The organism is Acidovorax sp. HDW3 (assembly GCF_011303755.1).
Classification (GTDB): domain Bacteria; phylum Pseudomonadota; class Gammaproteobacteria; order Burkholderiales; family Burkholderiaceae_C; genus Paenacidovorax.
In genome coordinates, this window is record NZ_CP049885.1 from 2,278,086 (window position 1) to 2,289,177 (window position 11,092).

General features: G+C 62.8%; 12 protein-coding genes and 1 tRNA gene. 5 read left to right on the plus strand and 8 right to left on the minus strand.

Annotation, left to right across the window (positions count from 1 at the left end; translation table 11 throughout):
* Position 1: 1 nt before the first annotated feature.
* From G7045_RS10485 to G7045_RS10505, 6 genes are all read right to left on the minus strand, one after another.
* The gene (locus G7045_RS10485; RefSeq protein WP_166159586.1) at positions 2–208 is read right to left on the minus strand and encodes a tail protein X; all 207 of its coding nucleotides are present in this window, start codon (positions 206–208) and stop codon (positions 2–4) included.
* On the minus strand, positions 209–697 hold the full coding sequence (locus G7045_RS10490) for a head completion/stabilization protein (RefSeq protein WP_166159587.1): 489 nt from the start codon (positions 695–697) through the stop codon (positions 209–211).
* Entirely contained in the window at positions 694–825 is a 132-nt protein-coding gene (locus tag G7045_RS14785; protein WP_255492037.1) for a hypothetical protein, read from the minus strand. The genes G7045_RS10490 and G7045_RS14785 overlap by 4 nt, the downstream gene beginning before the upstream one ends.
* Before the next feature lie 2 nt (positions 826–827).
* A complete protein-coding gene (gene gpM / locus G7045_RS10495; RefSeq protein ID WP_166159588.1) occupies positions 828–1,532 on the minus strand; it encodes a phage terminase small subunit in 705 nt (234 codons plus the stop codon).
* Between the two features lie 68 nt (positions 1,533–1,600).
* The gene (locus G7045_RS10500) at positions 1,601–2,611 is read right to left on the minus strand and encodes a phage major capsid protein, P2 family (RefSeq protein WP_166159589.1); all 1,011 of its coding nucleotides are present in this window, start codon (positions 2,609–2,611) and stop codon (positions 1,601–1,603) included.
* A gap of 51 nt (positions 2,612–2,662) precedes the next feature.
* Positions 2,663–3,499, minus strand: coding sequence for a GPO family capsid scaffolding protein (locus tag G7045_RS10505; RefSeq protein ID WP_166159590.1), 837 nt, complete (start codon positions 3,497–3,499; stop codon positions 2,663–2,665).
* Positions 3,500–3,639: 140 nt separating this feature from the next.
* On the opposite strand from G7045_RS10505, the gene G7045_RS10510 reads away from it, so the two are divergent.
* The 4 genes from G7045_RS10510 (at position 3,640) to G7045_RS10525 (ending at position 7,094) form a co-directional block, all read left to right on the plus strand.
* Positions 3,640–5,442 carry a terminase large subunit domain-containing protein gene (locus tag G7045_RS10510; RefSeq protein ID WP_166159591.1) on the plus strand — a complete coding sequence of 601 codons (1,803 nt, stop codon included), beginning with the start codon at positions 3,640–3,642 and terminating at the stop codon, positions 5,440–5,442.
* A 5-nt stretch (positions 5,443–5,447) separates the two neighbouring features.
* The gene (locus G7045_RS10515; RefSeq protein WP_240919210.1) at positions 5,448–6,497 is read left to right on the plus strand and encodes a phage portal protein; all 1,050 of its coding nucleotides are present in this window, start codon (positions 5,448–5,450) and stop codon (positions 6,495–6,497) included.
* A gap of 88 nt (positions 6,498–6,585) precedes the next feature.
* Positions 6,586–6,783 (plus strand): hypothetical protein, encoded by a 198-nt coding sequence (locus G7045_RS10520; RefSeq protein ID WP_166159593.1) that lies wholly within the window; start codon positions 6,586–6,588, stop codon positions 6,781–6,783.
* A gap of 29 nt (positions 6,784–6,812) precedes the next feature.
* The gene (locus tag G7045_RS10525; RefSeq protein ID WP_166159594.1) at positions 6,813–7,094 is read left to right on the plus strand and encodes an XRE family transcriptional regulator; all 282 of its coding nucleotides are present in this window, start codon (positions 6,813–6,815) and stop codon (positions 7,092–7,094) included.
* 399 nt (positions 7,095–7,493) lie between these two features.
* Here the strand turns inward: G7045_RS10525 and G7045_RS10530 are convergent, their stop codons facing one another.
* Together G7045_RS10530 and G7045_RS10535 are read right to left on the minus strand one after the other, a co-directional pair.
* A complete protein-coding gene (locus G7045_RS10530) occupies positions 7,494–8,591 on the minus strand; it encodes an IS5 family transposase (RefSeq protein WP_166159011.1) in 1,098 nt (365 codons plus the stop codon).
* 522 nt (positions 8,592–9,113) lie between these two features.
* A tRNA-Ser gene (locus tag G7045_RS10535) sits at positions 9,114–9,203 on the minus strand.
* Between the two features lie 160 nt (positions 9,204–9,363).
* On the opposite strand from G7045_RS10535, the gene G7045_RS10540 reads away from it, so the two are divergent.
* Positions 9,364–11,085 carry a DUF1800 family protein gene (locus G7045_RS10540; protein WP_240919211.1) on the plus strand — a complete coding sequence of 574 codons (1,722 nt, stop codon included), beginning with the start codon at positions 9,364–9,366 and terminating at the stop codon, positions 11,083–11,085.
* Positions 11,086–11,092 lie beyond the last annotated feature (7 nt).

Genomic DNA, 11,092 nt, shown 5'->3' on the forward strand with positions numbered 1-11,092 from the left:
GTCAGTCCCAGAGTTGGATGGTGGCGCGGGTGCTGCTGCGCGCTGGCTCGGCCAGGGTGATGGTTTGCCCGGCGCGCAGGTGCGGGCCTTGTGCGGCCAGGCCGGGGTTGAGGGCGAGCGTGGCCTCCACCGTGCCGCCGTCGGTGCGCCCGAGGTGGCGCTGGCACAGCTGGTCGAGCAGTTCGTTGTCTTGCGCGGTGGCTTGCATTTACAGCAGCTCCACGATGGTGCGCGGTTTGTCTTGCAGGTCGGCCAGCGCCCAGCGCAGTTGCTGGCGAAAGCCGTCCACGCGGATTTCGAGCGCGCTCAGGACGCGCTGCTCTTTGTTGACTCCGGTGGGCAGGGTGTCCATGTCGCGGTAGGCCTCTGCCAGCTGGGCTTGCACGTGGTAGTACACGGCGCGGCGGTACATCTTGACTTTGAGGCTTTCGCCGCTGACTTTGGCCGCTGGCGCCGGTACGTCGGCGAGCTGCTGGTGGCCTGCGAGTTCTTGCGCTTGCTGCCACGGGCGCAGTTCGGCGTTGATGTCCCACATGGCGGCCTCGATGGCCTGGGCCAGGCGCTCGGCGGTGACGGTGCCGTCGAGCCGGCGCTCGGCGCGCAGGTGCGCTGGGCTGATGTCGGGCCAGAAAGGTTCGTTGGCCAGGGGCGGTTCTGCTGCCTGGGGCGGCGGGTTGGCTGTGGTGATGAAGGTCATGCCCGCGCCTTTTGGTGGTGGTGGGTGTGGCGGTGGCCCAGGGCGTTGGCGGCAGGCGCTTGGCCTGTGCCTGGCCCTGGGGCCGCCACGGTGCGGGGTTCGCTCGGGTTCAAGGGGCTGGTGCGCATGGCTAGTCTTGCTTGGCCAGGCGGCGCTCCAGGCGCTCGATGTCTTTTTTTACGCCGGCGCGCGCGTCCAGTTCCATGGCGCGCTGCAGCAGCGGTAGGGCTTTTTTGCAGGCTGTCAGGGTGCGCGTTTTCATGTCCACATCGTGGCTGGCGGTTTTTCCCAGGATGGCCCAGCCTGCGGCTTTGTGCAGTTTGCTTTGGGCCTGGTCTGGGGTGTCGCGCCCGTTGGTGAGGCTGAGCGCTTTGAGCGCGGCCTCTACGCCGGCGCGGCCTGTGATGGTGCCGGCCAGGATGGCTTGGGCGACTTCGTCTTGGACGATTGTGGCCAGGTCGCGTTGGTAGCGGTCTGGTGGGACGATGCCGCTTTCGAGCGCGTAGTGCGCCAGCTGCAGCGCGCGCTCGATGTGGCCGGCGTCGATGTGCCATACCAGCGTGGTGGCGAGGACGTCGTCTTGCGTTCCGGGGCGCGCTTGCAGTACGCCGTCGAGGTAGGCGTCGTACTCGGGCAGGAGTTTGCGCTTGGCTTCAATTTTGCGCTCGATGCTTTTGATGTCTTTGAGCATCAAGCGGTGTTGGTGCAGCTGCGCGAGCTGCAGTTCGTAGGCTGTGCCTACTGTGTGGCCATGCGCCTGGGCGGCTTGCTGTGCGCTCGCTTGCTGCAGGGCCAGGGCGTGCATTCGGTGGCGTTGGGCGGGGGTCTGGCGCATGGCGTTGGCTGGCTTTTGCGTGCTTTGAGCGGCCCTTTTTTTGAGTTTCAGGGCCGCCCGTGGTGCGCTCAGTGGTGCTCGATGTTTTCGATCAGGCAGGCTTTGCCCAGGTCTTCCACTACGAAGGCGTCGTTGCTCGATTCGTAGGTTTCGATGCGGTCGCGCTTGGGGTTGTCTTGCACTGCGCGCCGGCGGGCGCCGTCTTGGTAGTAGATGCTCAGGTTCTTGGTGCTGGTGATGAGCACGCTGCCTTCGGGCATGTAGGGCACGGCGATGGCTTGCAGGCCGCCCAGGCGGGCTTGGCTGCGCACGATGTCTGCGGCCAAAACCTCCGTGGGCGCGCTCTGGTCGTTGACCAGCGGGAACAGTTTGTCGTGCATGAGGCTGCGGCTGACGATGGCGACGAGGTCGCCGGCGTTTGCGTGCCAGGCGTCGAGCAGGGCGTGCGTTGCGTCGTACACCAGGCCGTCGAGGTTTTTGTAGTCGCCCGTGCCGTCGGCTTTGATTTGCACTTTGCCGGCGACTTTGCCACCGCTCATCACGCGCTCGGGCGCGTTCTCGCGCAGGTATTGCAGCCAGCCTTTGTTGACGTCTTGCAGCAGGGGGTGGGTGGTGCGGTTGGTGTCGGCGGCGATGCTCACGCCGTTGAAGCCGATCATGATGCGATCGAGCGCGCATTGCTGCTGGATGGCGCGCGCCAGGCGCAGCTGAAAGTCGGGGAACTTGGCCCAGCTGTCGAGCGTGGCGTAGCGCACGTGGGTGTCATAGTTGGTTTGCGCGCACTGGTAGCCCTGGCCTTTGAGGCTGGCGGCGTCGCGCGTTTGGCGCTCGGCGGTGGTGGTGTCGGTGCGCCCGGCCACGGGGCCATTGGTGCCGATGCCGATTTTTTGGCCCTGCATTTCATCGACGGGCATGACGTTGATGGCGCCCAGGAATTCGCTCGATTCCTGGATGCGGCTTTCCAGGCGCTGCTGCACGCTGGGGGCGACGGTGAAGATTTGCGCGGCGCTGGGCACGCCGTTGATTTGCGCTTGTACGGCCAGGTAGGCGTCAAAGTGCTGGCGGGTGGTGTTTTTCATGGGTGGTGTCTTTGGCTTGTGGTGGTGGCGTTGGCGGTGGTGGGCGCTGCCTTAGCAGTCGGCAATCAGGCGGCCTTCGGCGCCGGTGGCCTGCGGGCGCTTGCCGGTGCTGGCGTCTTGCGCGCCCAGGGTTTGTTGCAGTGCAGTGAATTGCGCTTGCAGCTGCCGGTGCTCTTTGGCGAGCTGCGCATGGGCGGCGGTGGTGGCCTGCAGTTCTTTGGCCTGGGCGGAAATGGCAGCGTCCGCCGCGCCCAGCACTTCCAGCGTTTTGGCAGCAAAGTGGTCGGCGGTTTCTGGCGTGTGACGGGGCGCGGCGGCGCTGCGCAAACTGGCGAGGATGTCGGTGAACTTTTGCAGCATTTGCGCGGCGATGCTGTGCGCATCACCGGCTTCGGCCATGCCCAGGTCGGTGGCAACTGCTTCGCTGAAAAGGGCCTGTTCGCTGTGTTTTTTCCCGGCAAAGGGGCTGGCTGCGGGGTTGCCAGCTGCAAATTTGAGGATCTCGGTGCCCAGGCTGGCGGGGGTGTCGGTGACGGCCAGGCCGGTGAGGTAGGCCTCGCCGGTCTTGGCAAAGTTGGGATCGACTTCGATGCTGGTGTAGAGCTTTTGCTTTGCTTTGCTCAGGGCCACGAGGCCGGGCAGGGCTTCGATTTGCGCAAACAGGGCGAGTTTGCCGTCTTCCACCTGGCGCGCTTCAACGGCCAGCACGTCGCCCAGCGCGTCAAACGGGCCACCGGGCACGAGGCCACGGTAGTGTTCGAGCCACACGCGGGCACCGTATTTTTCGCGGCTGAAGTTTTTTGCCATCTGCTCGATCCAGGTGCGCTGGATTTCGCGGCCATCGGTGGTGGCGCCTTCGGTGGCGACGCGGAAAAATTTGCTGGGCATGGTTCTTGTGGCGGTTGGTTGTTGCGCTGGCGGCTATGTTCAAGGTCATTTATTGGCGATTCAATGCCCTTGCGTTGTGGCTGCCGTTTGCAGGTTTTTGTCTGCTGCGGTTTTTGTCTGCGCGCTCCTACGCTGCCCGCATGACTGGAGTAACGCCTTGCGCCCCTGGCGCTGATTTGCCGTTTGATTTGCCCGCGCTCGATGCGGCGGCGGGCCTGCGCCGCCAGGCGCGCACGCTGTTTTGGATGGGCTGGCGGCTGTCGCACATTGCGCAGCACCTGGGTGTTGCGCGCGGCACGCTGCACGGCTGGAGCAAGGCCGAAAAGTGGTCGGAGGCGAGCGCGTCTGTCCGGGTTGAGGGGGCTTTGGAGTCGCGCCTTGTGACGCTGGTGGCCAAGGATGCCAAGTCCGGCGGCGATTTCAAGGAGATTGATTTGCTGGGCCGCCAGTTGGAGCGCCTGGCGCGCATCGGCAAGTACGAAAAGACGGGGCGCGAGGTGGATCTGAACCCCAATATCGAGGCGCGCAATGCGGGGCCCAAAAAACCCCGTGGCAAGAATGCGCTGTCCGAGGAGCATGTCGAGCAGCTCAAATCGGCGTTTCTCGATTCGCTTTTCAAGTACCAGCTGCAGTGGTGGCAGCACAGTTGGCAGCGCACGCGCGCCATCCTCAAAAGTCGTCAGATTGGTGCGACTTGGTACTTTGCGCGCGAGGCGCTCATCGATGCGCTGGAGACGGGGCGCAACCAGATTTTTTTGTCGGCCAGCAAGGCGCAGGCGCACATCTTCAAGCAGTACATCGCGGCCTTCGTGCACGAGGTGACGGGGGTTGAATTGAAGGGCGATCCCATCGTTTTGCCCAACGGCGCGACGCTGTATTTTTTGGGAAGCAACGCGCGCACGGCGCAGGGCTATCACGGCAATTTTTACTTCGACGAGTTTTTTTGGACGCAGGATTTTGAGCGGCTGAACAAGGTCGCTTCTGGCATGGCGATGCACAAGAAGTGGCGCAAGACGTATTTTTCGACTCCCAGCAGCATCCAGCACGCGGCCTATGGCCTGTGGTCGGGCGCGCGCATGAAGCGCGTGACCAAGGTGGACATGGATGTGGGCCACCTGCGCCTGGCGCCGGGGCAGCTGTGCGAGGACAAGATTTGGCGCCACATCGTCACGATCGAGGATGCGCAGGCGGGCGGCTGTGACCTTTTCGACCTGGACGATTTGCGCATGGAGTACGCGCCGCCCGAGTACGACAACTTGCTGATGTGCGGCTTTGTGGACGATTCACACTCGGTGTTCCCCCTGGCCGCGCTGCAGCCGTGCATGGTCGACAGCTGGGAGCTGTGGAGCGATTTCAAGCCGTTTAGCCAGCGGCCTTTTGGCTTTTCCCCCGTGTGGCTGGGCTATGACCCCAGCCACACGGGCGACAGCGCGGCCCTGGTGCTGGTGGCGCCGCCGGCCAAGCCCGGCGGGCTGCTGCGGGTGCTGCATTTTGAGCAGTTCAAGGGCGCAGATTTTGAGGCCCAGGCCAAGGCGATCAAGGCTGTGTGCCAGCGCTACAACGTGGCCGCCTTGACGGTCGATACCACGGGCATCGGCCAGGGGGTGTTCCAGCTGGTGCAGCAGTTTTACCCGGCAGCGCGCGGCATTAACTACAACGTCGAATCCAAAACCATGCTGGTGCTCAAGGCCCAGCAGGTGATCCAGTCCAAGCGCCTGCAGTTTGACGCGGGCGCCAAGGAGCTGGCCAGCAGCTTCATGGCCATCAAGCGCGAGCTGACGGCCAGCGGCAAGAGCGTGACCTACGCCGCCGGGCGCAGCCAGGAAACAGGCCACTCCGATATCGCCTGGGCCTGCATGAATGCCCTCTCCAACGAGCCTTTGCAAACCGGCACCGGCCTGGCCAGCGCGCAGGGGCAATCCTTTCTTGAAATTTCTGAATGACTTCCATGCACCACTCTCCTGCCGACGCGGCCCCCGCAGCTATCCCCAGCGCACCCGCGCAAGCCTTCACTTTCGACATGGGCGAGCCCGAGCCCGTTTTGGGCGGGCGCAGTGCTTTGCTTGAATATGCCGAATGCCTGCAAAACGGCGACTGGTACGAGCCGCCCGTGAGCCTGGCTGCCCTGGCGCGCCTTTTGCGCGTGGGCGCGCACCACGAGTCGGCGCTGCGCTTCAAGGTCAACGTGCTGGCCAGCACGTTCGAGCCCTCGCGCTGGCTCAGCAGCGCAGCCTTTCGCGCCTTTGCACTCGATTTTTTGGTGCTGGGCAATGCCTACCTGGAGCGGCGCAGCAACCGCCTGGGCGGCCTGCTCGAACTGCGCCACGCGCTGGGTAAGTACGTGCGCCGGGGCGTGCAGGACGGGCGTTTTTTCTTCGTGACGGATCTGCAAAGCCCCCACGAATTTGCCCCCGGCACCGTGCTGCAGCTGCGCGAGCAAGACATCCACCAGGAAATTTACGGCCTGCCGCCCTACCTTGGCGCGCTGCAATCGGCCATGCTGGGCGAATCGGCCACGCTGTTTCGCCGGCGCTACTACAACAACGGATCACACGCCGGCTTCATCCTTTACGTGACCGACGCGGCCCAGGCCCAGGGCGACATCGACAAGATGCGCGAGCAGCTGACCAAGGCCAAAGGCTCTGGCAACTTTCGCAATCTTTTTTATTACGCGCCCAACGGAAAAAAGGACGGCATTCAGCTCATTCCGATCAGCGAGGTGGCTGCCAAGGACGACTTCATGAACATCAAGAACGTCAGCCGTGACGACGTGCTGGCCGCGCACCGCGTACCGCCCCAGCTCATGGGGATGCTGCCCAACAACGTCGGCGGTTTTGGTGACGTGGAAAAAGCTGCCCTGGTTTTTGCACGCAACGAGATCGCCCCGCTGCAGGCCGCCATGGCCAACGCCATCAACACCTGGGCCGGCGCTCCGGCCTGTGCGTTCAAGCCCTACCGGCTACAAGACGATCCTGCTGCTGGCCCCCTTCTTTCTTGACAAATAGAACCAAAGGGGCTACATTAACCCCAGTGGTAGCGCATCCCGCGCAGCCCGACACCCCGCAAGGACGAACACAATGCACGCTATGGACACCGCCAAGATCGAAGCCGAGGTCGGCAAGCTGATCGCAGAAGCTGGCAAGCTTCTGGCCGAAACCAGCAAGCTCAACGCTGAAACCTCCAAACTCAACCGTGAACGCTACTGGTACCCGGTAGCGGTCGGAGCCACCGCCGCCGCCGCGTTGATAGGTGCCACGGCGGCAATTCTCAAAACCTTCCTCTGAATCACGGCCCCCAGCGGGCCTTTTTTACGATGATCGAATACACACCACCGACAGCGCAGCAGCTGCAACGCCTCAAGGAACAGCTGGGCTACACCGGCGAGCAAATGGCCGCGCTGGCCAGCGTCGCCGGTGGCGCGCAGTGGCGCAAGTACACCGGCGGCGAGCAGCCGCGTCAGCTCAACCTGCACATGCTCTTCTTCATCGCTGCACGCCTGAGCCTCGATGCCCCCACGCTGGAGCGCATCGCAGGCAAGATGCACGACATAGGCGCCCACCTCGACGCGCAGGCCCTGGTCACCCCGCCCGCATAACCTGCCCCGCCACATCCCACCCCTGAGCCCGCCACGTGCGGGCTTTTTTTCACCCTCGCGCACCCCTTGCCGTGACCGCAAACGCCCCACAGTGCCCCTCCTGACGCGCCCCAGCCCCCCCGCCAGCCGTCCCTACACCCCGCACCCCCACCCAACCCCCCGGCGCGCGGTTGAGACCCCGCCACACCTGCCCGCTTGATGTGTCGTTTTTGTCGGCAGTGCCGCCCCCGCCCAGCGCAAAGCCTGGCGCGGGCTTGCGCGCGATTTTTGGCTCTTTTTAAGGGAACCTCTAAAAACCGCCAGTTTTCACCCCGAGCCAATCGCAGCGAGGCCACCCTCTCGAATTTGCCCATTTCTTAGGCAATTCAAGCCATTTTGAGCCATTTCCCGCCCCATTTTTCACCCATTGGCCCCTTGCAGACGCACCTGGCTCTTTGATGGCTTGACCTTGAAGAACACATCCACTCCATCTTCCAGGAACCGCGCCAGGCGCTTGAGGTTGTAGCAGGTGGCCATCATGGTCATGGCCACCGTGGCGCGGGCCTGTCCGATGGTGCGGATGATCTTGCCGCCCATGTGGCGCATCTGGGCAAAGGGGTGTTCTACCCGCGCACGGGTCTTGGCGATGCGCTTGTTACGGCCCTTCTGGCAGTCACTCAGGGGTTGGTTGGGCTTGGCCTTGCGCTGGATGTGTTCGCGATAGCCCAGCACTTTGAGCATTTCACTGCGCCGAGCGCCGGGGTAACCCCGGTCGGCATAGACGTCAAGGCTGGTGTTGCCCTCATCGATCACTTCGTCAAAGTGCCTGCTGTCGTGCTCGCTGGCGGTGCCGATGGTCATCTTGCGGATGAACTTGTGTTTGACATCCACGCAGATGCTCAGCTTGTAGCCGTGGTAGCTCTTGCCGTGTTTCTTGGTATGGGTCGCATCCAGGTCTTTCTGTCTGCGCTTGGCTGCGCTCCAGTCTTCGGGGATGTCGCCTTGGTCGAGCTGCTCTTTGTCCTTCTTGGTCAAGTGCTGGATGGGGGCGCTCACCAAGGTGGCATCGATGATCTGCCCGCAGCGCGCCAGATAGCCGTGGCGCAGCAGTTGGTTGTCCATGGCTTGGAACAGCGCCGTCACGCCATCAACGCCCAGGCGCTGTTGGTAGTGCCAGATGGTGTTACGGTCAGGAATGGTGGCGCTGTCCTGCAGCAGGCAAAAACGCCGGTAGCTCATGCGGTCGAGAAGCTGGTACTCGGTCTGCTCGTCGCTGAGCTTGTACAGATGCTTCAAGACTAGGATGCGTACCATCACCTCGGTGGGATACGGTGGACGCCCGCCCCGGCTGGCGTCACCGCGAGGCAGCAGGGTGTCGATGGTCTGTGTGAGCTGGGCAAAGTCAATGTGCCGGGCGATGAGCTGCAGCGGGTCGCCCAGCGATTCGATTTTGCGCTTGTGGGCTGCGTCGGCAAACAGGTCGGGCTTGAGGGCGCTGCGGGCGGGAGGTGGGCTCATGTGGGGATTTTCTGGTTTTTTGTGCAGGCGCTCAGGGAACGACGGGGGTTTTTAGAGGTTCCCTTAAGTGTCGTGATTTGTCGGGTTTTTTCGTCCTGATTTTCACGAAGATGCACCCTGCAAACATGCCCTGGAAGGCGCTTAATCGGGCCGCCAATGTGTTTAATTCCCATGGCCTACGGTATGGCCTACATGAAGCCTAAAAACGCCCGTAAGCCGCGCCATTGCTAGCGCTTCGTCTCTCACAGTCTCCGCCAAAATATTCCTATAACTTGTTGATTTTCAATGGTATTAATGGCATCTCAGCCACCGATCAGCAAATCAATATCAAAAACCGTGGTGCATCCAACACCACGGTTTTTGTCTTTTCAGGCTTTCATCTGTGCTACGCGGGTGTGCAAGTAGCGACTGAAATCCAAGCGATCGATGTACAAACCGAGCCTGTGAATTGCTACCAGTTTTGCTAGCACGCTCAAAGCAAAAAGCCTTGTAAGCTGTTCACTTACAAGGCTTTTTCCATTTTGGCGGAGAGGGTGGGATTCGAACCCACGGTAGTGTTGCCACTACGCCTGATTTCGAGTCAGGTACATTCGACCACTCTGCCACCTCTCCTGCATTCGTGTCGAAGCCTGCGATTCTAGCAGACATTTCACTCTTCTTTATAGCGCCGGCATGGCAGGCAGCACAAGCCCGACTTGCTCGGGTTTTGGGTCCGTTTTATGCTGCTGCGCCTGTACCTTTTACGTACCCCAGCCATTCACAGGATGGTCTTATGCACGAATGCCGCATGTCGGAATCGACCGATACCTCCTCCCTCCCGGCAGTCAGCGCCCTTCTTGGTACGGCCGCAGCGCTCAGTGCCTGCGGCGGGGGTGGTGGGGGCGCAAGCAACCCGCCGCCGGCCCAGCCGCCGACCGCGCCACCGGCAAATCCCCCCACCAACACGCCCCGCACACAACCGAGCTCGGTTCGGGATGCGGCCCGTTTTTTAACCCAGGCCAGCCTGGGCTACAGCCGCACCGATCTTGACGCGCTGGTGCGCGGCAACTCCTACACCGACTGGCTGCAAGCGCAATTTGCCATGCCGCGCAGCAGCGCCCACTTCGACTGGCTGCTGGCCAAAGGCTATGGAGCGGAAACCTACCGCAACAATGCCAAGGGGCTGGACAACACCATCTGGCGCAAGCTCATCGCCAGCCCCGATCTGCTGCGCCAGCGCGTGGTGCTGGCCCTGTCGCAGTTGTGCGTGGTGTCGGTGCTGGGCATCAATGCCCCCTGGCGTCAGTTCATCGTTGCCAATTACCTCGACATTCTGGAGGCCAACGCTTTTGGCAACTACCGCCAATTGCTCGGCCAGATCAGCCTGAGTCCGGCGATGGGCTTTTACCTTACCTACCGGGGCAACACCAAAGCCAACCCCCAAACCGGCAGCGAACCGGACGAAAACTATGCGCGCGAGCTGATGCAGCTGTTCACCATCGGGCTGGTGCAGCTGCAACCCGATGGCAGCGTGCAAACCGCCAACGGCCAGCCTGTGGAAACCTACAAGCAGGCCGACGTCAGCGGCCTGGCCCGGGTGTTCACCGGCTGGGATGTGGACACCAGCGGCTTTGCCAATCCCTATCCACCCGATGTCGCGCGCCGCCCCATGGTGCAAGTCGCCAGCCGCTACGAAAGCGGTGCCAAGAATTTTTTAGGCTCCGCCATCGCAGCCGGAACGGGGGCCATGGAGGCACTCAACAGTGCGCTCGACACCCTGTTCCAACACCCCAACCTGCCGGTGTTTGTGGGCCGGCAAATGATCCAGCGCCTGGTCACGAGCAACCCCAGCCCCGCTTACGTGGCACGCGTAGCCGCCGCCTTTGCCAACAATGGCCAGGGGGTACGCGGTGACATGCAGACCCTGCTGCGCGCCATCTTGCTCGACCCCGAGGCCCGCGACCCCCAGGTGGCCGCAGGCCCGAGCTTTGGCAAGCTGCGCGAACCGGTGGTGCGGCTGCTCAACTGGGCGCGCGCCTACCAGCTCACATCGGTGAGCGACAGCTGGGCCTTGGGCGATCTGTCCGACCCCGGCACGCGCCTGGGGCAAAGCCCGCTGCATTCGCCTTCGGTGTTCAACTTCTTTCGCCCCGGCTACGTGCCACCCAACACGGCATTGGCGGCGCAGGGGCTGGTGGGGCCGGAGTTTCAAATCACTACCGAGGTGTCGGTTGCCGGCTATGTCAATTTCATGCAGCAGGTGATTGCCAGCTCTCTAAGTGGCGATTGGCGGGCCGACTATGGCAGCCTGCTGGCCCTGGCGGGCGACAGCGCCGCCTTGCTGACCGAATTGAATACGGTGCTGGCGGCGGGCAGCCTGTCTGCACCAACCCTGGTGCAAATCCAAACCGCCGTCGATAGCCTGCCCCTGAACGCCACCGACGGTGCGCGCAACCGCGTTTACATGGCGCTGCTGCTGGTGATGGCTGCGCCCGAATACCTCGTGCAAAAGTGAGGCCCAC

Excerpts from the sequence above, each read along its gene's own strand:
- G7045_RS10520 (WP_166159593.1), top strand. The coding sequence starts at position 6,586 with ATGGACACCGCCAAGATCGAAGCCGAGGTCGGCAAGCTGATCGCAGAA.
- gpM (WP_166159588.1), bottom strand. The coding sequence starts at position 1,532 with ATGCGCCAGACCCCCGCCCAACGCCACCGAATGCACGCCCTGGCCCTG.
- G7045_RS10510 (WP_166159591.1), top strand. The coding sequence starts at position 3,640 with ATGACTGGAGTAACGCCTTGCGCCCCTGGCGCTGATTTGCCGTTTGAT.
- G7045_RS10530 (WP_166159011.1), bottom strand. The coding sequence starts at position 8,591 with ATGAGCCCACCTCCCGCCCGCAGCGCCCTCAAGCCCGACCTGTTTGCC.
- G7045_RS10485 (WP_166159586.1), bottom strand. The coding sequence starts at position 208 with ATGCAAGCCACCGCGCAAGACAACGAACTGCTCGACCAGCTGTGCCAG.
- G7045_RS10540 (WP_240919211.1), top strand. The coding sequence starts at position 9,364 with ATGCACGAATGCCGCATGTCGGAATCGACCGATACCTCCTCCCTCCCG.
- G7045_RS10505 (WP_166159590.1), bottom strand. The coding sequence starts at position 3,499 with ATGCCCAGCAAATTTTTCCGCGTCGCCACCGAAGGCGCCACCACCGAT.
- G7045_RS10515 (WP_240919210.1), top strand. The coding sequence starts at position 5,448 with ATGCACCACTCTCCTGCCGACGCGGCCCCCGCAGCTATCCCCAGCGCA.
- G7045_RS10500 (WP_166159589.1), bottom strand. The coding sequence starts at position 2,611 with ATGAAAAACACCACCCGCCAGCACTTTGACGCCTACCTGGCCGTACAA.
- G7045_RS10490 (WP_166159587.1), bottom strand. The coding sequence starts at position 697 with ATGACCTTCATCACCACAGCCAACCCGCCGCCCCAGGCAGCAGAACCG.
- G7045_RS10525 (WP_166159594.1), top strand. The coding sequence starts at position 6,813 with ATGATCGAATACACACCACCGACAGCGCAGCAGCTGCAACGCCTCAAG.
- G7045_RS14785 (WP_255492037.1), bottom strand. The coding sequence starts at position 825 with ATGCGCACCAGCCCCTTGAACCCGAGCGAACCCCGCACCGTGGCGGCC.